This window comes from Paenibacillus agaridevorans, from assembly GCF_018604145.1.
In the GTDB taxonomy this organism is placed as follows: Bacteria; Bacillota; Bacilli; order Paenibacillales; family Paenibacillaceae; genus Pristimantibacillus; species Pristimantibacillus agaridevorans.
Window position 1 is genome coordinate 7,396,749 of the sequence record NZ_CP075889.1, and the last position, 23,999, is coordinate 7,420,747.

A 23,999-nucleotide genomic window follows, 5' to 3' on the forward strand; every position below is an offset into this window, starting at 1 on the left:
GATGACGGATACGATAGAAGCGGCAGCTACGCAATCCTTGCTCCCTACCTATGCGCGTTACCCAATGGCTCTGGTTAAGGGCGAAGGAAGCTGGCTGTGGGACGACAAGGGCAACAAATATTTGGATTTCATGAGCGGTATTGCCGTCACGAATCTGGGGCATGCTCCTAAGCGAATCAAGGAAGCGCTGGTGAAGCAGCTTGACGAGCTGTGGCATGTATCGAATCTGTTCCAAATTCCGAATCAGGCGGAAGCGGCCAAGCTGCTGACGGACAACAGCTGCGGCGACGCGGTGTTCTTTTGCAACAGCGGCGCGGAGGCGAACGAGGCTGCGATTAAGCTTGCTCGTCGTTTCCAGCAGCTGGTGGCCAAGAACGGGCGCTATGAAATCATCACGTTCGAACAATCATTCCACGGAAGAACGCTGGCGACTCTGACGGCTACGGGCCAAGCGAAGGTGAAGGAAGGTTTCGCCCCGCTGCCGGAAGGCTTCAAGACGATCCCTTACAACGACATTGAAGCGCTCAAAGCGGCGATTAGCGGCGTAACGGCCGCGGTCATGCTGGAGCTGGTGCAAGCGGAGGGCGGCGTCCATCCGGCGAATGCGGACTATATTCGGCAAGTAGCAGAACTGTGTGAACGCGAAGGCATTCTCCTCGTCGTGGACGAGATTCAGACGGGCATAGGACGGACGGGCAAATTGTTCGCATACGAGCACTACGGCATCCGGCCGGATATCTTTACGCTGGCCAAAGGGCTCGGCAGCGGCTTCCCCGTCGGCGCTATGGTCGCCAAGGAGAAGCTGCGCGAAGGTTTCACGGCAGGCAGCCACGGCTCGACGTTCGGCGGTACGCCGATCGCGACTGCTGTGGTAAAGGCGACGCTGGAGACGATTGTAGGCGACAAGCTGCCTGCGCGAGCTGCGGAGCAAGGCGCCTATCTCATGGAGCAGCTTCGCGAGAAGCTGGCCGGCGTTTCATTTGTGAAAGATGTCAGAGGTCTGGGCCTCATCATCGGCATCGAATGCGCGGGTCCGGTGGCGAACGTGCTGACGGAAGCGCAGAATCGCGGCTTGCTCGTCATAGCGGCGGGACCGAACGTGGTCCGCTTGCTGCCGAACTTACTGGTGACAAACGAAGAGGTCGATCTCGCGGTATCGATATTGGCGGAGCTGCTGGGAGCGGCGCAATAACAATAGCGGAATATGGAACATCGGAATAATTGGATAGCGGAATAGCAGAGGCATTAAAGGAGGGAACATCCATGCAAGTCGTTAACGAAGAATTGGCGCAGAGCCTGAAAGGCCGCGATTTCCTTATGCTGGTCGATTTCAAGCAGGAGGAGCTGCGTTACCTGATCGATCTGGCGATCGATCTTAAGAAAAAGCAGAAGGCCGGCGAGACCCATCATATTCTGAAGGGCAAGACGCTTGGCATGATTTTCGAGAAGTCGTCGACGCGCACGCGCGTATCGTTTGAGGTAGGGATGTACCAGCTCGGCGGGCAGGGGCTGTTTCTGAGCGGGAACGATCTGCAGATCGGCCGGGGCGAAACGATCTGGGATACGGCGCAGACGTTGTCGCGTTATCTAGACGGCATCATGATTCGCACGTTCGCTCATCGCAAGGTTGTTGAATTGGCGCGCGGAGCGACGATTCCGGTCATTAACGGTCTGACGGACCTGTCCCATCCTTGCCAGGCGCTGGCGGACTTCCAGACGATCTACGAGCAGAAGGGCCGCTTGGAAGGCCTGAAGATGGCGTACATCGGCGACGGCAACAATATGGTTCACTCCCTTATGATGGGAGCCGCCAAGCTTGGCGTGCATATGTCGATCGCGACGCCGGAAAGCTACGAACCGGATGCCGACATTATCGAGCAGACGAAAGCCAACGCGGCGGAGACGGGCGCGCGCATCACGATTTGCCGCGATCCGAAGGAAGCGGTAGACGGAGCGGACATTATTTATACGGACGTATGGGCCAGCATGGGGCAAGAAGCCGAGCAGAAGGAACGCGAGGTTGCCTTCAAGAAGTTCCAGGTCAACGACGAGCTTGTGAAATACGCGAACAACGACTACCTGTTCATGCACTGCCTGCCGGCGCATCGCGGCGAAGAAGTCAGCGAGAGCGTTATCGACGGGAAGCAGTCCATTATTTTCGACCAGGCGGAGAATCGTCTCCATGCGCAGAAGGCGATCATGGCGGCTATCATGTCTTAATTCATACGAAAACCAAGATTGAAGGGGAGTAAGAGAACAATGGCGAAGGAAAAAATCGTGCTGGCCTATTCCGGCGGTTTGGATACATCTGTCATTCTGAAATGGCTTAAAGAAACGTACGACGCGGAAATTATCGCGTTTACGGCCGACATCGGACAGAAGGACGAGCTAGACGGTCTGGAGGAAAAAGCGCTGGCTACCGGCGCTTCCAAAGTATACATCGACGACCTGCGCGCGGAATTCGCGAAAGACTTCATCTATCCGATGTTCCAAGCCGGAACGCTGTACGAAGGCCAATATTTGCTGGGCACGTCCATCGCGCGTCCGCTGATCGCGAAGCGCATGGTGGATATCGCGCGCGCGGAAGGCGCAACGGCGATCGCGCACGGCGCGACGGGCAAAGGCAACGATCAAGTGCGCTTTGAGCTTACGGCGGCGGCTCTGGCTCCCGAGATCGGCGTTATCGCGCCATGGCGTCTGGAAGCGTTCCGCGAGCAATTCCCGGGCCGCGCCGAAATGATCGCCTATGCGGAGAAACACGGCATTCCGGTTACGGCATCGGCGGCGAAGCCGTATTCCACGGACCGCAACCTGCTGCACATCAGCTTCGAGAGCGGCATGCTGGAGGATCCATGGTTCGATCCGAGCGCCGAAGAGAACGAAGACATGTACGTCCTCAGCGTATCGCCGGAGCGCGCTCCGGACCAAGCGGAATACGTCGAGCTGACATTTGAGCAAGGCGACTGCGTGGCGCTGAACGGCGAAGCGCTGAGCCCGCTTGAAGTGATGGAGAAGCTCAACGAGCTGGGCGGCAAGCACGGCATTGGCCGCGTGGACATGGTAGAAAACCGTTTCGTCGGCATGAAGAGCCGCGGCGTATACGAGACGCCGGGCGGCACGATCCTCTTTACGGCTCACCGCAAGATGGAGTCGCTCACGATGGACCGCGAAGTGATGCATCTTCGCGACTCCCTGATCGCGAAATACAGCCAGCTCGTGTACAACGGCTTCTGGTTTGCGCCGGAACGTCTTGCTCTGCAAGCGCTGGTCGCGGAATCGCAGAAGAACGTCTCGGGCGTCGTTCGCCTCAAGCTGTACAAAGGCAACGTCATCGGCGCCGGCGTCAAGAGCCCGGTCAGCCTGTACAACCCGGACATCGCGACGATGGAAGCCGATCCTTCGCAGGCGTACGATCAAGGCGACGCGACAGGTTTCATCCGCTTGAACGCGCTGCGCCTGAAAGTATCGTCGGGCGTGGAGCAAAGCAAAGGCGAGTAGAGTCGGGACCCTATAGAGTAATGGACCGGACAGACGGCGGAAGCTTGCGCAGGCAGGCTTCCGTCCGCCATGTCCGATCCTCTTTTATATCAGGAGATAACCGGAAGTTCACGATCGGAAGGAGTGCTGAGACACGCATGAGCAAATTATGGGGTGGGCGATTTACGAAGAAAACGGACCAGTTGGTCGAGGAGTATACAGCTTCGATCATGTTCGATAAGGAGCTGGCGGAGGAGGATGTGCAGGGCAGCCTCGCGCATGTCACGATGCTGGGCAAGCAGGGCATTTTGCCGGCGGACGATGTGGAGAAGATCAAAGACGGCCTGCATCGCGTGCTGCAGCGCATCAAACGCGACGACATCGAATTTTCGATCGGCGATGAAGACATTCATATGAATATCGAAAAAACGCTCATCGATGACGTAGGCACGGTCGGCGGCAAGCTTCATACGGGCCGCAGCCGCAACGACCAGGTCGCGACGGACATGCATCTGTGGCTTCGCAAACGCGTCGTGGAATTCGTCGACATGCTGCACAAGCTGCAATCCGCGCTTGTCGAGCAGGCGAAAGCCAACACGGACACAATCGTGCCTGGTTATACGCATCTGCAGCGCGCGCAGCCGATTTTGTTCGCGCATCACCTGATGGCGTACGTATCCATGTTCGGCCGCGACATCGAGCGTCTTCAGGACAGCTACAAGCGCATCAACGTACTGCCGCTGGGCGCAGGCGCGCTGGCGGGCACAACGTTTCCGATCGACCGGCATTTCGTGGCGAGTCAGCTGAAGTTCGACAGCGTCTACGAGAACAGCCTCGATGCGGTAAGCGATCGCGATTTCATCCTGGAGTTCTTGTCGCACGCCTCCATCATTATGATGCATCTTTCGCGCCTCAGCGAGGAGCTCATTCTGTGGTCGAGCACGGAGTTCCGCTTCGTGGAGCTGGATGACGCGTTCTGCACGGGCAGCAGCATTATGCCGCAGAAGAAGAACCCGGACGTGCCGGAGCTTGTGCGCGGCAAGACGGGGCGCGTATACGGCAACCTTGTAGGCTTGCTGACGGTGCTCAAGTCGCTGCCGCTCGCGTACAACAAAGACATGCAGGAAGACAAGGAAGGCATGTTCGACACCGTGAAGACGCTTCAGGGTGCCCTCCAATTGTTCGCGCCGATGATCGCGACGATGAAGGTGAACAAGGAGCAGATGCGCCAGGCGGTTAATCAGGACTTCTCCAACGCCACGGACATCGCCGACTTCCTCGTAGGCAAAGGATTGCCGTTCCGCCAAGCGCATGAAGTCATCGGCAAGACTGTTCTGTACTGCATCGAGCAGAACAAATATTTGCTGGATTTGACGCTGGACGAGTTCAAGCAGTTCTCCTCGCTGTTCGACGACCGCATTTATGCGGTGCTGCAGCCGGAGCAGGTCGTTAACGCGCGCAACGTTTATGGCGGCACGGCGAAGCCTCAGGTCGAGGACGCGATCGGCCGCGCCGAAACGGCGCTGGCCGGGACGTCGGCGTGGGTAGCGGAATATTTGGAACGCAGCAGATAAGCTGTTTTAAGAGGCGCAGCGCTTAATTTGCTGCGTGACTGTCAGCACGATCATTGATATACCAGAGGGGGCGCTTCGATAAGAAGCGCCTCCTTCTTCGAAATATAGGAAAGTATATAATTTCTCCATACTTTCTCTATATTTCTCGGATTGTAACGCGCCCCGCCGCCAAAGGAAGGCGTAGCTGTCTCACCTTGATTGACGCAGCATGCCCAAATTTTTCCAGTGTGGAAATCACTTGCCAAGAAACAAACTCCCCGTGTAGGATTTAACTAGATCATCCGAACGGTGGTGTACGTATTTGAATGGTCATAGCCGATTTTTTATCAGCATTCGCACCAAATTGATTTTATTTTGTTCCATAGTCATCTTCGTGCCGATCATCACAATGTTTGTCAATTCGTACAGCTCCTCCCAACAGCTGCTGGAGCGTAAATATACAGACCTTATGATGGATGTTCTGATTCAATCCAATATTCGTATAGAAGAATTTTTGGAGGAAGTAAAAAAAATATCGCTTTTATCGAGCTACGGACTTAACAGTTACGTTACAGCCGCTTCGCAAGAGCATTATCCCATACAAAATTTTTTGCTCGACAGCTCGAAGGAAAATGAAAATCAGGCCACTTTATTGTTAATGAACTATATTATGATGAAAGACCGATCCTTTTCGATTTATGTATACAATTTGAACGGAGGCAGCGATCTCTATATCAATTCCAACACTCCCATTGATTACAGATACCATCCCGGAGAAGAGAAGTGGTTTAAAGAGTTTCTTGATTCGGACGCAATTACGATTGATCTGTCTCCTCGGATCGACCGGCAAGTAAGGAAAACCGACCAATGGGCAATCTATAATTTGCGAAAAATATTCGACATGCAAAATGGCGATTTGCTAGGCGTCATGGTTGTGAGCATTGATATATCGTTTATTCACGAACTGAATACAAGGATGCAGGAAAGCATCAGAGAAGCCTTTACCGTTGTAGATGAGCGAGGGGCGGTACTTTATAATACGAGCTACGAAAAAATCGGCAAACCGTTCGAAGGGCTGTTTCAATTCAACGAGATCAAGGGAGAGCAGGGGATGAGTCGACAAGTTGTCGAATCGGGGGGCGTGAATTACATCTCCGTTCGAGCTCCGTTCGAACTGCACAATTGGTCCTCCTATCTCTATATTCCGGTGGATGAACTGGCGGTTGAAGGGGATATTCTAAAGCGTAATTTAATTACTATCGTTGTGGTACTCGTTATTTTTGCTCTAATTAGTTCCTACTATCTGTCCAATGTGATCATGAGACCGATCAAAACGCTGATGAGAAATATGGCTTTGGTTGAGCAGGGCAAATTTGATAATTTGCCGAGTGTGCGATCCAATGATGAAATCGGTTTGTTGGCTGCGAGGTTTGAGCAGATGTCCAAAGAATTGAAGCTGCTAGTTGATCGGATTTACGAGGAGCAGGAGGGGAAGACGGAAGCGGAAATTCGCGCTTTGCAGGCTCAGATCAATCCGCACTTTCTGTACAACACCCTGAACTCGGTCAAATGGATTGCGAGTATGCAGCGGGCCGACAAAATCGTGGAAATGACGGAATCCCTGATCGCGTTATTGCGGTATGCGACTCGAACTGAAATACGTATGGTTTCCATCCAGGAGGAACTGGAGTACATCAGAAATTATATTACCATCCAGAAGGTTCGTTACTTCAACCGGATTCAAGTCGATTATCAGCTTGATGAATCGTTGCTTGAATGTCATATTTTGAAGCTCACCATTCAGCCACTGGTTGAAAATGCGATTTTCCATGGAATAGCCGATCAGGAAAACGGCGGTCGAATAGAAATTGCCCTGTTCGCATTTGAAGATGGGGATATTGCCATTAGCGTCTCGGACAACGGGCGCGGCATGGATGAGCAGACAAACGCAATGATCCAGGAGCAACTGGATGGGATGCAAACAAATGGAGCTCAAACGATGGGCGGCATCGGTATTCGGAATGTCAACAGCCGTTTAAAACGCGTTTTTGGCGCGCAATACGGCATCACGTTTAGCAGTTCGCCGGGAAAAGGGACAACCTTTACGCTTAAAATCCCAGGAGCTGCAAACAAGCAAGGAGTGGAGCCAATTTGATACCGGTTTTGATTGTGGATGACGAGTTGCTTATGAGAATTGGACTAAAATGGATGATCGAGTGGGAGAAGCTTGGCTTTCGTATCGTCGGGGAAGCCTCGAATGGACAAGAGGCGCTCGAGCTCGCGGAGCTTTATAAACCTGCTCTTATTATTACGGATATCATGATGCCCATCATGGACGGATTGACGCTGATTCGCAAGGCGGCTGAGCTGCTTCCCGATTGCCAGTTCGTCATTATGAGCGTGTTTGACGAATTTCAATATGCTCAGGAGGCATTAAGACTGGGCGCAAGTGACTATTTGATCAAAGGCGATATTAAGCCGGAGCAACTGGAGCAGGTGCTTGAGGGAGTAAAACGCAGCTTGGACAAGCTTTCGCTTGCTCAAGGCAAGACGGTGCTTGCCGGTGACATCAAGGAAAGCATCAGCTACTTGAAGGAAAACCTGTTCAAAGATTTGCTAAGCGGCTTTTGCGAGAGCGAGGAAGTGCTGGATAGAAGGCAAGCTCTTCATATTGATCTAAAGGAAGGGCCGATGGCGCTGATCAAGTTGCGTATCAATCGATTTGAGGAAGCGCGATTAAAATATGTGGAGCAAGATGAGCGTCTTCTGCGATACGCGGTAGTTAATATGCTTCAAGAGCTTGTCTCCCGTCAGTGGAACAAGGAAATTATGATTGAAAGTTCGTCGGAATATTTGATCATGCTGAACATACCGGATCAGCGCGAATTGCCGCATCGGGAGCTCAATCATTTGCTGGATAGCGTCATTGAGGCCATGCGTGATTTTTTGGCTATCTCCGTAGCTGTCGGCGTGAGCGCTCCTGCCGCGGGCTTCAACGGCCTGAAGCGTGCGCTTAAGGAGGCGGAGTCGGCCCTGACGCAATTGTTTTTCCAGAGAGAGACGTCAAAGTTTTTTTATGAGGAGACACTCGACAATCCGCAGGAGGGCGAAGAAATTTATTTGTCGCGAGAAGAAGCGGAGTCTTTTCGACGACTGGTGCTTACGGATGGGGCCGGAGCCGATGCCTTTCTTGAGGACCTTCGAGCCCGGTTCAAGACGGAAACGGGTTCCGAGCGGCAAATTCGTCAAATTTACATGCGACTTCTTGCTTTGGTTTTTTCCGCCTTTCCGAATACGACGGATGAGACCGAAGGGGCAAACAGGCAGACTCCTTACGAAAGAATGTTGATGGATGATAGTCTGGACGATCTTCATGAGCTCATCTTGACCGTTCTCAAGAGGCAGCGGGATATTAACCGGCAGAGAGTGGGGCTGCCCCAAAGCTATGCCAGAAAAGCTTGCGACCTCGTCATGGAACGATATGCGGATAAGTCCATCTCGCTGCAGACGGTGGCGGATGCGATTAATATCAATGCCTCGTATTTAAGCCGCGTGTTCAAGCAAGAGATCGGAGTTACTTTCGTCAGCTTTCTGACACGTATGCGGATGGACCAGGCTAAACATTATTTGAGAAATACATCGCTTAAGGTGTATGAAGTCGCTGATCAGGTCGGCTACCCCAATACGACATATTTCAGCAAATTGTTTAAAAAAATGACAGGTTTATCGCCAGAGGAGTATCGAGGCTCATCCGGTTGAGAAACGGCATGAATCGGTAAAAGAAGTGCATGGTCAGCCATGCGCTTCTTTTTTGTGCCCTGAAACAGTAAAAAAACATACGGACTGTGGTAAAGAACGTTGATTTCGTCTCCAACCGGGGTTCGATATGATAAAGCTGTAGCAAACAAGACGTATTCAAAACTAACGATATGTGGGGGTATTTCAATTGAGAAAAACAAGTTTGTCACTTATGCTGGCGCTAACCCTGGCTGTTACGGGAGCATGCAGTTCTAACAACTCTAACGGCGGAAATGCCGCAACGAACGCGCCTACATCGACGCCAACCGAACAGGGATCAAACGGCGGCAGCAAGGCTGATGTTACACTGGATTTTGCCATCTGGGATTCCAATCAGGAAAAAGGTCTGAGAAAGATTGCCGACGAGTTTGAAACAAAAAACCCAGGCATCAACATTAATATCAACGTGACGGGTTGGGGCGAATACTGGACGACGCTTGAAGCCGGCGCGACGGGCGGATCATTGCCTGACGTGTTCTGGATGCACTCGAACGAAATTTATCGTTACGCATCCAACGGTATGCTGCTGGACTTGACGGACAAAGTTGCGGCGAGCGAGCAAGTGCAATTGGATAAGTTTCCTAAGGGTCTAAACGAGATTTATAACTACGAAGGCAAACAATATGCGATTCCAAAAGATTTCGATACAATCGGCTTGTGGTATAACAAAACGATGTTTGATGCAGCGGGTGTTCCTTATCCTAGCGACTCGTGGACATGGGACGATCTCTATGATGCATCGAAAAAGCTGACTAAGGATGGCGTGTACGGAGTGCTGACGCCGCTTCACAATCAAGAAGGATATTATAACTTTGTGTATCAAAACAACGGAACGATTATAACCGACGATAATAAATCCGGATACGACGATCCGAAAACGATTGAGGCCTTGGAGTTCTATACGAAATTTATCCGCGAAGGGTTGTCTCCGCAGATCTATGGCGACAGCGAGCGTGCAGAGGCTTTGCAAAACGGCTTGGTAGCAATGGGCTTCTTTGGTTCATGGAATCTGTCCGGTTTTACGGCAAACGAATATATCGCCAAAAACTTTGATGTCGCTGTTCTTCCAAAAAAAGAAAAACAAGCATCGATTTTCAATGGACTCGGAAATGCAATCGCGCACAATACAAAACATCCGGAGGAAGCCTGGAAGTTTGTTGAATACCTGAGCTCCAAGGAAGGTCAAGAGCGTCAGGCAGAGCTTGGAGTGGCGATCTCGGCATATGAGGGCGCAGCGGATCTGTGGATCTCCTCCAATAAGACCTTTAATGTCAAAGCTTATGTGGACATGGTTGACTACGCGGTGATTCGTCCGTATTCCAAAACGACGGCGGTGTGGGAAGACAAAGCTTACGAGGCGCTTAAAGATGCCTTTACGGGTCAAAAGTCTGTAGAGGAAGCATCCAAAAACGCGGCGAAAGTCATGAACGAAAGCCTGGCACAAGAATAACTCAAAAACAAAGTTCCAACATACCAAAGCCAACATTGCGGCACCCCTTAATCAAGGGGGGCCGCAATTTGGATAGGAGAAGATGATAGTGGAGAAGAAATGGAATGAATGGTCATGGGGCTGGTTTCTCATTGCGCCTACGGTAATTGGTTTGATTGTGCTCAATATCATACCGATTATTCAAACCGTGTATTTAAGTTTCTTTAAAAGCGGAGATTTTGGTCGAGGAAATGTCTTTGTGGGATTCGGCAATTACCTGAAGATGTTTGGCGATCCGCAGGTATGGCACGCTGTTGGGAACACCCTCATGTACACCGTACTGGTTGTACCGATCAGCATCATGATTGCCATGGTTGTGGCGGTTATGTTAAACGGCAATCTCGGTGGGAAGTCGCTGTACAGAACGATTTATTTTATTCCAATGGTGGCTGCTCCCGCCGCTGTAACGATGGTGTGGAAATGGTTATACAACACACAGTTCGGCTTGGTTAACTACGGGTTGTCCAAATTAGGGCTGCCGCCCGTGGAATGGACCTCTAGTCCGACTGTAGCGCTTCTGTCGATAGCGATTATCGGCATATGGAGCGTTATCGGCTACAACATGGTTTTATTCCTGGCAGGCTTGCAGGAAATTCCGAAGGATTACTATGAAGCCTCGGATATAGACGGCGCGGGGAAATTTAGACAATTTTTTGTCATCACGCTGCCGCTAGTCTCGCCCACGATGTTTTTTGTTCTTATCACTTCGATTATACAGGCGATGCAGGTTTTTGATGTCATCTATATGATGATCGATGTCACGAATCCAGCCTATGACCATACAGTCTCGCTGGTATATCTGTTCTACAATAGTTCCTTTAAATATTCGGACAAAGGCTACGGCTCTGCAATTGTTATGCTGCTGTTGATTCTGATTCTGATTATAACCGTGTTCCAGACGAGAGCCCAAAAGAAATGGGTCAATTATATGTAAAGAAGGAGGTGCCGCGAGATGACGGTTAATCATCGGATTACCAAAGTGGCGGCCCATGCGCTGCTTATAGCAGGGGCTTGTATGATGATTCTTCCATTTGTATGGATGGCTTTGACTTCGGTCAAAACGGTGGCGGAATCCACATCCATGAATCCGTTTATATTGTTGCCTGACCAATGGCAATGGAGCAATTATAAAGAAGTACTGCAACAAAACAACTTTTTACAGCTCTACTGGAATACGTTCGCCATGATGGCGCTCAGGGTACTGTGCTCCTTGTTGTTTAGCGCGATGGCGGCGTATGCGTTCGCTCGGCTGAAGTTCCCGGGCAGGGATTTTTTCTTCGGTCTTGTTCTTTTTCAAATGATGGTGCCGACCCAAATTTTTATTATCCCGCAATATTTAATGGTGGATGCAATGGGGATGCGAAATACGATTTTCGCCCTTTTGTTTCCGGGGCTTGTGAGCGCGTTCGGCACCTTTTTGCTTCGCCAGTTTTTTATGGGTTTGCCCAAGGAATTGGAGGAAGCCGCGAAGCTTGACGGTTGCAATATCGGACAAACCTTTGTTTTCGTCATGCTGCCGCTGGCGCGTTCCGGTCTTGTCGCTCTTGGTATTTTCACAGCCCTGTTTGCTTATAAAGATTTGATGTGGCCCATGATTGTCAACACGAACACGGCTGCTGCGACTCTGTCGTCTGCTCTCGCCAAAATACAAGGGGCGTATTCCGTGCATTATCCCGAATTGATGGCCGCATCCATTCTTGCAATTTGGCCTATGCTTTTCATTTATATCGCATTCCAAAAGCAATTTATTGAAGGGATCGCGACATCCGGCGGGAAACTGTAATGCCCCTTGACTATATCCAATTATTCGTGGTAGACCTGATGTGATGGTGGTTAGAACATGCCCCGTCGACAATTTGCCAGCATGTTCAGGGGGGACGAATAAAAACTCATGAGAAATAGACCTTGGAATCGAAAGCGGAGTATGATCCTTCTTGCACTAGGGCTCGCGATGCTGGCGTCGGCATGCAGCCATCCGAATAGGGAGGGGAATCCTTCCGCCATACTTGATCGCTCTGATGTTGCGGCTAAACAGGTGACATTAAGGTATACCAGTTATCTGCTCGATGCGGCCCAGTCAGGCAAAGCGTATTATGAATCGATCGCCGAATTTGAGGCACAGTATCCCGGAATCAACATTGAAGCGGATTTCATTCAAAATGCGAACTATAGCGCAGGGGTGAAAATTCGGTTGCTTGGCGGCGAAAAAATCGATGTATTTGATGCATGGTCGCCAAGTCTGTTCGAGGAATTTCGGCAGCTTCGGGACCCTATGTATCTGGATTTGACGGGTATGGAGTTTTTAAACGACATGATGCCGAGTTACCTGGCGCCTGTTACAGTGGATGGCAGGGTGCTGGGAGCGCCGGAGGTGATGCACAGCAATGGTTTGTTATACAACAAAACGTTGTTCGACAGTCTTGGACTCAAGGTGCCGGGAACCTGGGCACAATTTCTGGAGGTATGCCAGACCTTGAAGGAACATGGGATTATTCCCATCTCAACGGATTCGGAATGGTCAACGGCCCAATTTTTCTGGGGGCCGATTATGAGCAATAACGGCGCTGATGAGGAGTGGACCCGAAAGCTGGAGAGCGGCGAAATTCCAATCAATAATCCGCTGTTTGTGGACGCGATTCGCAAGCATAAAGAGATTATCGATCGCGGATATGTACCGGAGAACTGGAAGCAGCTCAAGGCTGAGCAAGCAAAGGATTTAATCAGCCAGGGCAAGGCGGCCATGATGCCGACGGGCACATGGAGCATGCTGAGCATTAAGGAGCGCAATCCAAAGAATGAAATTGCTTTTATGACCATTCCGGGAGAAACGACGACGGTTCCCAATATTAATATTGGGACTTACCGGGTTATCAACGCCAAGACCGAATATCCGGAGGAAGCGCGTCTGTTTGTGGAATTTATGAATGGCAAGGCCAATCAGGAGGAATTGTCTGCTAAGGCGCTGGCGGTGCCATCGATTGTCGCGGCCCAGGTTCACGACCCCGTCATGAATCAGATCGCATCGCTTCTCCGCCGGGAGGATGCAGCCTTGTATTGGCCCCATACAGTTTCGACCGAATCATTGCAAACAAAGATTCAAGAAGGTGTGAACAAGTATCTCGGCGACGGGACTCTTCAAGATTCTCTGAACGAAATTCAAGCGGCGATAGACGAATTGAATAAAACAAAGCGTTGAGAAGGGAACACTCGTCGAACGGGATGTTTAGGGAGCGCAGCATGAAAAAAACGAGGAGGAGCGTTCATGTCAGTCACTTTTGACGAGAAGCAACGAAGCTTTCATCTGAAAACAAATCAAACGAGTTATGTCATTCAAATCGTGAGGGATGGATTTCTGGCTCACCGGTATTGGGGAAAACGGATTAACCAGTTTAATGATGCAAACGAGCTTCTGCATGTGCATCGTCCTTTATCGCCTAATCCGGACCCGGACGATCGCTCCTTTTCATTGGACGAGCTGCCGCAGGAATATCCAGGATTCGGCCGGAGTGACTTGCGTACGCCGGCTTATCAGATCCGTCTGGAGAATGGGTCGACAACAAGCGATCTGCGATATGATTCGCATCTCATTCTGAAAGGCAAGCCGGCCTTGAAAGGTCTTCCTTCTGTTTATGCGGAGAGCGAATCCGAGGTAGAAACACTTGAAATCACCTTGAAGGACGAATGGCTTAACCTGTATGTCATACTGAGCTATTCGATTTTTGAGTCGTATAATGTCATCACAAGATCGGTTCGTTTTCTGAATCACAGCGAAGAGCGTGTGCGCTTGCTTGCTGCGGCCAGCATGAATGTTGACTTCGGCGATGCAGACTTTGATTTGCTTCATTTGTCAGGGGCATGGGCCAAGGAGCGTTCGATGTACAGACGGCCGCTTTATCAAGGCACGCAAGCCGTCGATAGCAGAAGAGGAGCGAGCAGTCCGCATCATAATCCTTTTATTGCGCTGATGCGCAAAGGGGCAGATGAGACGACAGGCGAGGTATACGGTTTAAATCTGGTGTACAGCGGCAACTTCTTGGCTAATGTCGAGGTGGATCCCTATCATACGGCGCGCGTATCCATCGGCATTCATTCCTTTGATTTCGAATGGCTGCTGGAGTCCGGCGAAGAGTTCCAGGCTCCGGAAGCCGTACTCGTCTATTCGGCGGAAGGGCTCGGGGGAATGTCGCGAACCTATCATTCGTTGTATCGATCCCGTCTATGCCGGGGGAAATATCGGGATCAGGTCAGACCGATTCTGATTAATAACTGGGAAGCGACCTATTTCGATTTTGATGCCGAACGGCTGGAGCAGATTGCGATCAAGGGCAAGGAACTGGGCATGGAGCTGTTTGTTCTGGATGACGGCTGGTTCGGAGAACGGGATGATGATACAAGCTCGCTTGGCGATTGGTACGTCAATAAGCGGAAATTACCCGGCGGTCTGAAGGATTTGGCCGACAAAATCAATGGGCACGGCATGCAGTTCGGGTTATGGTTCGAGCCTGAGATGGTGTCGCTAGACAGTGAATTATACCGCAATCATCCGGATTGGTGCATTCATGTGCCGGGCAGATCGCGGACGACGAGCCGCAGTCAGCTCATTTTGGATTTTTCGCGTGTCGAGGTATGCGATGCTATTGTCGAACAACTGGAGAACATTTTGCGCAGCGCCCCGATTGCTTATGTGAAATGGGATATGAATCGCCATATGACAGAGGTCGGTTCAGCCGCGTTGCCAGCCGAGCGCCAGCGTGAAACCGCACATCGTTATATATTGGGGCTGTATCGTGTTCTCGACAAGCTGACAACCGCCTTTCCAGACATCTTATTCGAGAGCTGCTCCAGCGGCGGAGGCCGCTTTGATCCCGGGATGCTCTATTATATGCCTCAGACCTGGACAAGCGACAACTCGGATGCGATCAGTCGTTTGAAGATTCAGTACGGCACGAGTATCGTTTATCCTATCAGCTCAATGGGAGCGCATGTATCGGCAGTTCCGAATCATCAGGTAGGACGGGTGACTCCGCTCGAGACAAGAGGAAATGTTGCGTTTGCAGGCGTGTTCGGCTATGAGCTGGATTTACTTCAATTTACGGAAGAAGAACAACAAGTGGTCAAGGAGCAGGTGCGCTTCTATAAAGAGATAAGGGAGTTTTTGCTGCAAGGCGATTTGTATCGGCTCTTGAACCCTTTCGAAGGTCTTGAAGCGGCCTGGATGATTGTTTCAGGCGATCAATCGGAGGTCTTTGTGTTTTATTGCCGCATCTTGGCGGAGCCCAACGCTGGTTTCCGAACGCTTCGTCTGCAAGGGCTGGACCCGGATGCCTCCTATACGTCAGTGGATATGCCGGAACGGGTCTATGGAGGGGATGAGCTGATGCATGTCGGGCTACGTGTACCTATTGAGCTTAATGGAGATTTCAAATCTAAATCATGGAAATTAAGAAAGATAAAGTAATCATAGAATATCACAGTCATTTTATTGGAAACTCCTGTGTTAACCCCACCCCCCGCCTCTTATAAGGCGGGTTTTTTTTGGCTGACGAGCAAAAGGGAACGAAGAATAAAAAAATTACATCATCTAATAAAATGATGAGTTCAAGTCGTAAAGAAAGGAACAATTCTAGTAAAAATCATTAATTTAGTTTCTTTTAAATCTAATATACGATGTATAAGAACTAAGCAAAACTGGTGGGAAGGTGTGATGTCCATGTTCACCAATGCATGATTTCCCGGATTTGAAATCATGCAAACAATCAGTCGAAGTACAATAATAACCAGGGGTGAGGAAATTTGAAAACCTATGCAAAACGAACACTTGCAACATTGCTTGCCGCGGTGATCGTCATGCCGGCGCCGTTTGCAAGCGCTTCCGAATCGACGGGCCAAAACCCGACTCCTTTGTCGACGTTGAATGCGGAGCTGACGCCAAGCCCGATCTTTAACTGGACGTTCGAACAAAATCTTGTGAATGATAAAGTGGTGGCAAACAGCGTAAATTCCCAGGTTGCTGCCGGCAATGCCGAGCTTAAAGGAACGGCTTCTGTCATTAACGATTCGAAGCGGGGGCAGGTGCTTTCCCTTCCGGGCGGCTCTAATGGCACGTCTTGGCTAAAGTTGCCCGATCACATGTACCAAGAGGTGCAGAATGAGCTGACTATCGCGTTATGGGCAAATATTGAGACGTCAGCCAGCAACTTCGCTCGGTTGTTTTCTTCCACCATCACTGGAATGGGGCTTACAAACAGCGGCGTAAACGGCTGGCAAGATCCGGAGTTTGTCTTGATTAACGGTGGGGGCACGTTTAATAACCGGGTGTATACAGGCACAAATACAAGCGCAATTGCGAGCTACAAAGGCGATATCGCTTGGGGAACACAACCCGCTAGAGGCAAATGGCAGCATATTGCCGTTACGATGAAAAGCGACGGCAGCTATCAAGCTTACTTGGATGGCCAGTCCGTCAGCAATCAATTGGTAGGAGGCTTTAACACAACGAGCGGAGCGACGATGGCATCGGTGTTGGAGCGCCTGTTTGACCGCAATTATTTGGATGCCCTGCAGTTCAACGCATTTGGCAGATCCCTGTATAGCTCTGATGGAGACAATCGCGGGAAGTTTGACGATTTGCAAGTGTATAATGTCAAGCTGACAGCCGAGCAAGTAAATGGACTTTACGAAGCGACTAAACATGACGACAACGCCGCTGCGACGCCTGCTCAAATATCGGTTAACCTGGCGGATCGTTCGCTCGGTCAAATCTATCATGGCGCTGCCGGCGCGCTGTATGCCATTAGCGAGCCTAACGTACCGGATATCAACACATTAATTCCGATTAAGCCTTCTCATATAAGCCAAAAGCCGCCTAACGGCATTCAGCACCCGACAGGGGATGCGCTTCGTGTTGCCGATTACTTTTTTGAGGCCGGCGGAGAAGTTGTCAATATTGTTATGCAGGACTATTATCAACATTGGTATTATCCGTCCCGCACAGCAGAGCAGTATATCAACGAGGCAATCATTCCAATTGTAACGGCAGTGAAAAGCTTTAAAGACAGATGGGCGCTGGATAATCCGGGGAAAAACCCCGACGAAAAGTTTATCTATATTCCTTATAACGAGCCCGAGCAAGACAATACCCGTTATCCGCAATTGTTGGCGGATAGTCAAACAGGCAGAAACTCAAGAGCGGTATTCAACAGCGATTGGCTGGCGATAACTAACAAAATCAAGGAGCTTGATCCGGGAGCCCATATCTCCGGACCAAACCTTACGCAATACGGGGCGAGGGTGTTCCAGGATTTTGTCCCATATTGCGTAGAAAATGATTGCCTGCCGGATATTATCAGCTGGCATATGCTGTGGAACCAGGCCTTCAACGCAGCGGCTGGAGCTGTGGGCACCTTCCGGAGCGTAGAGGCGCAAAGCGCTCAGAGATACAGCGAATTATATCCGGATCGCGAATCGCCGTTCCCTATTCAAGTTGATGTCAACGAATACGCGCAAACGACTGAAACTGCGGTAGGCGGCTCGCTTGTGCAATACATTGCCCGTTACGACGAATTGAAAATGACGAGTATGCTGCCATACTGGAATACTGCAAACTCGTATGGATCATTGCTTGCCGGGCAAAATGAGCCAAACGGAGCTTGGTGGCTGTACAAATGGTATGCGGACATGATTGGCGGCGACATGGCCAAAGTGACCGTCAACCAGTCGAAATACGAAAATGATCAGTATGGTCCAGGTCTGTATGGATTATCATCTATTCAGGATCAAAAGAAACAAGTCGGAATCGCGTTCGGCGGAACGCAAGGCCAGGGTCAAGTTGTGTTTAACAATGTAACTGGCAATGCCAACAGTCCGGACTTCCTGAAAAACGCGGAGCAGGTTCATGTGACCGTGTGGCATGCAGGGTATACAGGACTAACCGGCTTCCTGGTTGAGCCAACGCAAATCATTGACCGTAACTTGCCGGTCGTTAACGGCTCGGTTACATTGAATGTCAAAATGGATGACTACACATCTGCCTATTATGCAGTGATTACGCCAGCTGTGGATAGTCAACCACATGAAGTATGGTCCAATCGCTATGAAGCAGAGAATGCACAGGTAAAAACGAATGTGATTACGACCAGCTTGTACCCGCGCAACGCCAATAGCGGGCGTTCCGCTTCCAATGGACAAATCATTGAGGGAATCAAACATGCGGACAGCGCGGTGAAATGGACGAACATCACGGTGCCGAAGGATGGCAATTACCGTCTGGACCTGATTGGTGGAAGCGGTTCGACAGCGAGCATGAGGAACCAGGCGAACACCGGCAACTCGAACCAGCGTATTAATTCGGAGTGGTTCATTAAAGTTGATAATCAGCCGGCCTTTAAAATTGTGCTTCGTGCCGATTACAACATGCAGCTTCTGGGAGGCAGCTCAACGTATATTGATCTGACTCAGGGCACGCATTCTATCAGCGTTAGCAAATTTAATCCGGATACAAGCGCTGAAGGCCAGGGCGAAGCATCGCTGGACGCCATCGAGCTGACGTACAGCGGTGAAACGGGAACGAATACAAGTTATGTGGTTCAAGCCGAATTCGCAGAGTATGACAATGACAAGGGATTGTCCCGCGGCAGCAGCCTGGCTGGATTCGAAGGCGCTGGTTACGTGACCGGTTATGGTCAACATGCAAATGCGAATACACGCTTCGTGGTTAGCGTCATGGAGGACGGCATGTATGACGTAACCTTGCGTCATGCCTCCGGCAACGATGGCGCCATTGTATTGGATCATGACCGCAAGCATGTGAAGGACATTGCGGTAACCAATACGAATGGACAATGGAAGGATGCAACGGTGCGCATGTTCTTGCGTACAGGCATCAACCTGATCGATGTCAAATCGACAGCTTCCCTTAGTCTGGATTATGTTCATGCCGTATTTGCAGACAATTCGCCGCTATTCTCGATTGAAGCGGAAGATGCGGTAGTTGTAGGCACGCCTGCAGGAGCGGAGCTTCCGCTTATCCGGAATGACGCGTTTGCGAAATATGCATCCGGAGGCAAATATGTTAGCGGCATTACTTCATACGACAGCGCTGAGAGATACCTGGAAATTCAGGATATTGTAGTGCCGAAGGACGGCATTTACAAAATGGTTGTCAAGTACGCGAATGGGGAAAGCTCTGGAACCCATGCTTACAACAACGATATCGTCGAGAGATACGCACAAATCAGTATCAATGGCGCAGCGCCGCAAACCGTTTATTTTAAAAACACGATTTCGTGGCAGCAATTCGCTACCCAAACCTTGGATGTAGAGTTGAAGGCGGGAACGAACAGCATTCGTTTCTCCAACAATAATACCTACAATGGCGGATCTAATGATCTGGGAGGCTCGACGTTCCCGTTCAAATCCTTTACCCATGTGCCGAATCAGTATACGCCGGCATTCGACAGATTTGATTTCTATGCCCAGACTCAAATCGAGGAGGCGCCTGAAGGCGCAGTCTTGTCCGGCAGTGAAGCGGTGCTGGCGGGTCAAACGGTCGATTTGCTGTATGGCCTGAACACTGTACATCAGGACGTATTCGCTCAGGATGTCACCCTTGCCTATGATCCGGCGAAACTGGAGTTTGTGTCCGTGAAATCCAAGGATGAGGACAAATTCCTTGTCGTCGCAACGAAACTGGATGAAGTAAACGGGACTGTTCGTTTCCTTGGCGTGCATCTCGGCGCAGCTCGGACAAACCCGAATGTCACTTTGGCGGATGTTCAATTTAAGTCCAAGCTGGATGCGGCGACTGGATTGACCACTATTCCGATTACCCGGGCGATATTGGCGGACGGTCTAGGCGCTGAGACAACCATTGGCGGGAATACGCACACCGTACAGATTGCGGCTGTCGATCGCAGCACGCTGCAAAGCGCAATAGCGGCGGCAGAGGCGCTGTATGCGAGCGCAACGGAGGGTCCGCGCATCGGACAATATCCTATCGGCTCCAAGGCTGTGCTCCAAGCCGCAATTCAAGCGGCGCGCGACGTATACGGCAATAGCAATGCGACGGCCGGCGAGATACAGACAGCGGTTGGCGCTCTCAATAACGCTACTCAATTGTTCAGCAGCTCGATTGTTACCCATGTCGACGGGGACGCAACAGGCAATGATCAACTTAGCGTAGGCGATCTGGCTGTTGTCTCCAAAGCTTATGGCATGACCGACAAAGATGCCGGATGGAACGCAGTTAATGTGCATGATCGCAACAATGATGGAAAAATTGATATCGAAGATTTGGTATGGCTGGCACTTAGAATCTTTAATTGGTAAAAGCATATGCAGGGGAGACGGCAGTCAGACTGCCATCTCCTCTGTTTACCTTAGAAAGGACGGAGAAAGCCTGTGACATCCAGAATTTCCCGGTTTATTGCAATCATTATTTTATTGTCGGTGTTATTGCCTCCCGTTGCCAAGGCAGACGCGGATCGTGAAACCTTTGTTGTTCGAGCGGATGACATCGTTGTTGCAGCCGTGGGAGAAGAAGTTACCGTCGAGGTATATGGCCAAGGCATGCAAGACTTGTTTGGCTATGAAATTAATGTGGACTATTCGACCGCAACGCTACGTTTTGTTAGCGCGGCGAGCGCTCTTGATGCAGGTTTTGCCGTGTCGCCGATCGTGAAGGACGGAAGCTTGACCTATGCTTATACGAAGATCGGGGCGACTACGCCCGGGACAACAGGCTCGGCGAACATCGCCATTTTGAAGTTTGCCGTCATCCATGAGGGTGAGGCATTTATTGCGTTAAAGAGGGTAAAGGCTGTACACAAAAACAGTTCTTCCCTCGAGTTCAAAGGAGACTCAAGCATCCAATTTAAAGCGGCGGCTCCCGCAGAACCGCTGCATTTCTCGGATCTTCCCGAAGGGTATTGGGCCAAGAGCGGCATTGAAAAGGCGGCTTCGCTGGGTCTGGTCAACGGATATCCGGACGGGACCTTCAGGCCTTATCGCAATGTGACAAGGGCAGAGTTTGTCACGATGCTGGTCCGCGCTCTTGAGCCGAAAGCGACGCAAGAAGCGGGAGCAGCCGTGTTTGTTGACGCCGACGACATCGGAAATTGGGCGCGGGTTCCGGTTGAGCTGGCCGTTCAGCAAGGCTGGGTTCACGGTTTCGAGGATGGCTCCTTCCGTCCCAATCGTCCGATTACCCGAGCGGAGATGGTAACGATAGCCGTTCGCGCATTGAAACTGCCGACAACGCAGCAGGAAGCTTCGCAATTCAAGGATTGGAACGAGGTCCCTGTCTGGGCGCAGGGCGCGATTTCGACCGCTGTTGAAGCCGGGCTCTTTAATGGAAGAGGCGGCAACATGCTGTATCCGGGAGCTTATACAAACCGGGCTGAATCGACGATTCTAATCCTCCGATTATTGGGGGCTGGAGTTGAATAGGTTGCTTGATTGGCCGAAAGACGAAAAAGGAGATGCACACAATGGAATTAAGGAGTAAGGCTGCAGGATATGGCTGGCTTGCATTGGTGATTGGTTTGATGATCATCCTGGTGCCTGTTGTCAGTTATGCAACTCCTCTGCAGGAATTAACAGATCAAGCAGAGGTATTGCCGGATACGACAGAGTCTGCGACAGGAGAAGCATACGGCGAGGAGCAATCGCTCAGTATGGCCGATCCATCAGCGTCCGCACTAAGCGGCAGCGAGCTGGAAGGGGATGTGAATGGCGACGGCTTATTGTCGCTTGCGGATTTAGCCGTCGCCTCTGCTTGGCTTGGAGTGACTGAGGATGATTTGGAATGGGATGCGAAAAAAGTCGCGGATGTTACGAAAGACGGGGAGATCGATCAACGCGACCTTATGTTTTTAGGTGAGTTGATACTGGCTTCGACCGGTTTGGAGTAAAACGAGCGTTGATGTCAACTGGGTGTTAGTCGTTTCATGAATGGAACCTGCCGATGAGCTTCTTGCTTGTCAGCAGGTTTCTTTTGATTTGTTCATTTGTTGCCGTTTCGACTTAGTTAATGGTATGTAAGAGATATGTTCCTATAACCCATCCTCCACGATCGGTTCCTTCGTGCCGGGCATGCTCGGCGATGGCGTAGACGTCAGCGAGGAGGGCCCTACCTCGATGATTGTCGGCTGGGCGCGGTACGTATCGCGGGAAACTCGCTCGCGTGATACTTCCTTGCCGTTCTCGATCAGCGTACGGAAGGTGTCCACGACATACCCTGCCTTACCTCTCTCCACGACTCGCTGCTCGCCTACCGCCAGTCCCTGGTTTACTTTCTGCTGCGCGCCAGGCTCTACCGTCTTGATGGTCACGGACTCGATGTCATAGGCGACGTTCTCCGGCATTGTCCCGAATAACTTGATGGTTAATTTGCGATTTTCCACGACGGTGCGAATAATAAGATGTTTGCCGGTCGAATTAAGAAACTTGAAGTCGATGGCGTCCGTGGCATAGGTGGCGTCATGGCCTAGCGGGAGGTAGGCGACAGGCAATGAGTGGTTGCGACGTTCTACGATGTCGAGTCCGGCTCTTAATACGGCTTGATAGAGCGTGCTCGATACCTGGCAAATGCCGCCGCCGATGCCCGGCACAAACTTGCCGTTGAGAATAACGGGCGCTTCCCGGTATTCGTGCTCCTGCTCAGCTTTGGCGATAAGCTCCGCATAGGAGAACGTCTCCCCGGGGGCCAGATGCCAATCGTTCAGCGTTTCCGCCGTTACCGTCACATTATGGGCGCGTCCCTCCGCGCTGGTGCCGAAGTCGGTGGAGAAAGACATGATTTTTCGGTCGATGCCCTCCGCCTTAAGCTCTTCCAAAGTGATGTCGGGCTCTACCGTCTTCAAGGGCAGCTCGGCCTCCAAGTCGGCTAAGCTGCCCGTTATCCGCTCACCGACCTCGCGTTCCCCCAGCACCACCCATTCGTCCACTTGCTGCAACAGGGAATCCAGCTCCAATCGATACGCATTATGATGCGGCGTATAGACGACCTTGTCGTCAGGAGTGATCTCCCTTTTTGCGTCCTGGGAATCACCCTTCTCCATCCAACTCCACTGTTTGCGCACGGCTGCATCGAAAATATCGCGATTCCAACTCTGGGAGAGCGAATAATGTTTGGGGAAATGGTAGCGATAGACGGCCCGATCCCACAAACTGCCTTCACGCAGCTTTAATAACGCCAGCCTCGCCTCACTGAATTCGGCGCGGTAGCCGAGCTCTGCGGTCGTCCAGCTCTTGCTGTCGCCTGCGGGTTCTCCGGCCCGAACGGTGATTGTTCTATCCTGCAAAGATTTCTCGTAGCGGGAGAGCAGCTCGATTGCATCTGCGATTGGCATGCCTCCGAGCTCGATTCGTCCAATCGTCACCCCCTCGGGAACAGAATCCTGTTCGGCATATTGCCAGAGCAGAGCTCCTGTTACGGCAACGGCTGCAAGCAGGAGAATCGCTAACGTAAGCAACGTAATACGCAACTTTTTCATGGGATGGGGAACACTCTCCTGTTCGTTAATAAAGGAGCTTCGGACGCAGGTTCCGACGGGGCGCCGACAATCAGACACAGCTCCATGCATCCTTTCATGTATATGCGGGGCAGACCTGCTAATTTCCAAATATATGTAGGGGGTATTCGACAAATCCTATAAATATTAGAAAAGTGAAAAAAGAGGAAA

General features: G+C 51.0%; 15 protein-coding genes. 14 read left to right on the forward strand and 1 reads right to left on the reverse strand.

Features of this window, described 5'->3' with window-relative positions; translation table 11 throughout:
* Window position 1: 1 nt before the first annotated feature.
* From argD to KJW29_RS29800, 14 genes are all read left to right on the forward strand, one after another.
* Window positions 2–1,192, forward strand: coding sequence for an acetylornithine transaminase (gene argD / locus KJW29_RS29735; protein WP_214627346.1), 1,191 nt, complete (start codon window positions 2–4; stop codon window positions 1,190–1,192).
* Window positions 1,193–1,263: 71 nt separating this feature from the next.
* Window positions 1,264–2,220 (forward strand): ornithine carbamoyltransferase, encoded by a 957-nt coding sequence (argF, locus tag KJW29_RS29740; protein WP_087569400.1) that lies wholly within the window; start codon window positions 1,264–1,266, stop codon window positions 2,218–2,220.
* Between the two features lie 39 nt (window positions 2,221–2,259).
* Complete coding sequence (locus KJW29_RS29745; RefSeq protein ID WP_087569399.1) at window positions 2,260–3,498, forward strand: argininosuccinate synthase; 1,239 nt, start codon at window positions 2,260–2,262, stop codon at window positions 3,496–3,498.
* Window positions 3,499–3,635: 137 nt separating this feature from the next.
* A complete protein-coding gene (argH, locus tag KJW29_RS29750) occupies window positions 3,636–5,051 on the forward strand; it encodes an argininosuccinate lyase (protein ID WP_187103358.1) in 1,416 nt (471 codons plus the stop codon).
* Window positions 5,052–5,352: 301 nt separating this feature from the next.
* Entirely contained in the window at window positions 5,353–7,185 is a 1,833-nt protein-coding gene (locus tag KJW29_RS29755) for a cache domain-containing sensor histidine kinase (protein WP_246608436.1), read from the forward strand.
* Window positions 7,182–8,789: a helix-turn-helix domain-containing protein gene (locus KJW29_RS29760; RefSeq protein WP_214627347.1), complete on the forward strand. Its 1,608-nt coding sequence runs from the start codon at window positions 7,182–7,184 to the stop codon at window positions 8,787–8,789. The genes KJW29_RS29755 and KJW29_RS29760 overlap by 4 nt, the downstream gene beginning before the upstream one ends.
* Window positions 8,790–8,976: 187 nt before the next feature.
* On the forward strand, window positions 8,977–10,278 hold the full coding sequence (locus KJW29_RS29765) for an ABC transporter substrate-binding protein (RefSeq protein ID WP_246608437.1): 1,302 nt from the start codon (window positions 8,977–8,979) through the stop codon (window positions 10,276–10,278).
* An 82-nt stretch (window positions 10,279–10,360) separates the two neighbouring features.
* The gene (locus KJW29_RS29770) at window positions 10,361–11,251 is read left to right on the forward strand and encodes a carbohydrate ABC transporter permease (RefSeq protein WP_214627348.1); all 891 of its coding nucleotides are present in this window, start codon (window positions 10,361–10,363) and stop codon (window positions 11,249–11,251) included.
* 18 nt (window positions 11,252–11,269) lie between these two features.
* Window positions 11,270–12,100 (forward strand): carbohydrate ABC transporter permease, encoded by an 831-nt coding sequence (locus tag KJW29_RS29775; protein ID WP_214627349.1) that lies wholly within the window; start codon window positions 11,270–11,272, stop codon window positions 12,098–12,100.
* 108 nt (window positions 12,101–12,208) lie between these two features.
* Window positions 12,209–13,513 (forward strand): ABC transporter substrate-binding protein, encoded by a 1,305-nt coding sequence (locus KJW29_RS29780; RefSeq protein ID WP_246608438.1) that lies wholly within the window; start codon window positions 12,209–12,211, stop codon window positions 13,511–13,513.
* 66 nt (window positions 13,514–13,579) lie between these two features.
* Window positions 13,580–15,775 carry an alpha-galactosidase gene (locus KJW29_RS29785; RefSeq protein ID WP_214627350.1) on the forward strand — a complete coding sequence of 732 codons (2,196 nt, stop codon included), beginning with the start codon at window positions 13,580–13,582 and terminating at the stop codon, window positions 15,773–15,775.
* Between the two features lie 335 nt (window positions 15,776–16,110).
* Window positions 16,111–20,643, forward strand: coding sequence for a cohesin domain-containing protein (locus KJW29_RS29790; RefSeq protein ID WP_214627351.1), 4,533 nt, complete (start codon window positions 16,111–16,113; stop codon window positions 20,641–20,643).
* Between the two features lie 72 nt (window positions 20,644–20,715).
* Window positions 20,716–21,762, forward strand: a complete 1,047-nt coding sequence (locus KJW29_RS29795) for an S-layer homology domain-containing protein (protein ID WP_214627352.1) — start codon at window positions 20,716–20,718, stop codon at window positions 21,760–21,762.
* Window positions 21,763–21,803: 41 nt separating this feature from the next.
* On the forward strand, window positions 21,804–22,226 hold the full coding sequence (locus KJW29_RS29800) for a dockerin type I repeat-containing protein (protein WP_214627353.1): 423 nt from the start codon (window positions 21,804–21,806) through the stop codon (window positions 22,224–22,226).
* Window positions 22,227–22,367: 141 nt separating this feature from the next.
* Here the strand turns inward: KJW29_RS29800 and KJW29_RS29805 are convergent, their stop codons facing one another.
* Entirely contained in the window at window positions 22,368–23,810 is a 1,443-nt protein-coding gene (locus tag KJW29_RS29805; protein ID WP_214627354.1) for a VanW family protein, read from the reverse strand.
* Window positions 23,811–23,999: the final 189 nt, after the last annotated feature.

Excerpts from the sequence above, each read along its gene's own strand:
- argD (WP_214627346.1), top strand. The coding sequence starts at position 2 with ATGACGGATACGATAGAAGCGGCAGCTACGCAATCCTTGCTCCCTACC.
- argF (WP_087569400.1), top strand. The coding sequence starts at position 1,264 with ATGCAAGTCGTTAACGAAGAATTGGCGCAGAGCCTGAAAGGCCGCGAT.
- KJW29_RS29745 (WP_087569399.1), top strand. The coding sequence starts at position 2,260 with ATGGCGAAGGAAAAAATCGTGCTGGCCTATTCCGGCGGTTTGGATACA.
- argH (WP_187103358.1), top strand. The coding sequence starts at position 3,636 with ATGAGCAAATTATGGGGTGGGCGATTTACGAAGAAAACGGACCAGTTG.
- KJW29_RS29770 (WP_214627348.1), top strand. The coding sequence starts at position 10,361 with ATGATAGTGGAGAAGAAATGGAATGAATGGTCATGGGGCTGGTTTCTC.
- KJW29_RS29775 (WP_214627349.1), top strand. The coding sequence starts at position 11,270 with ATGACGGTTAATCATCGGATTACCAAAGTGGCGGCCCATGCGCTGCTT.
- KJW29_RS29780 (WP_246608438.1), top strand. The coding sequence starts at position 12,209 with ATGAGAAATAGACCTTGGAATCGAAAGCGGAGTATGATCCTTCTTGCA.
- KJW29_RS29785 (WP_214627350.1), top strand. The coding sequence starts at position 13,580 with ATGTCAGTCACTTTTGACGAGAAGCAACGAAGCTTTCATCTGAAAACA.
- KJW29_RS29800 (WP_214627353.1), top strand. The coding sequence starts at position 21,804 with ATGGAATTAAGGAGTAAGGCTGCAGGATATGGCTGGCTTGCATTGGTG.
- KJW29_RS29805 (WP_214627354.1), bottom strand. The coding sequence starts at position 23,810 with ATGAAAAAGTTGCGTATTACGTTGCTTACGTTAGCGATTCTCCTGCTT.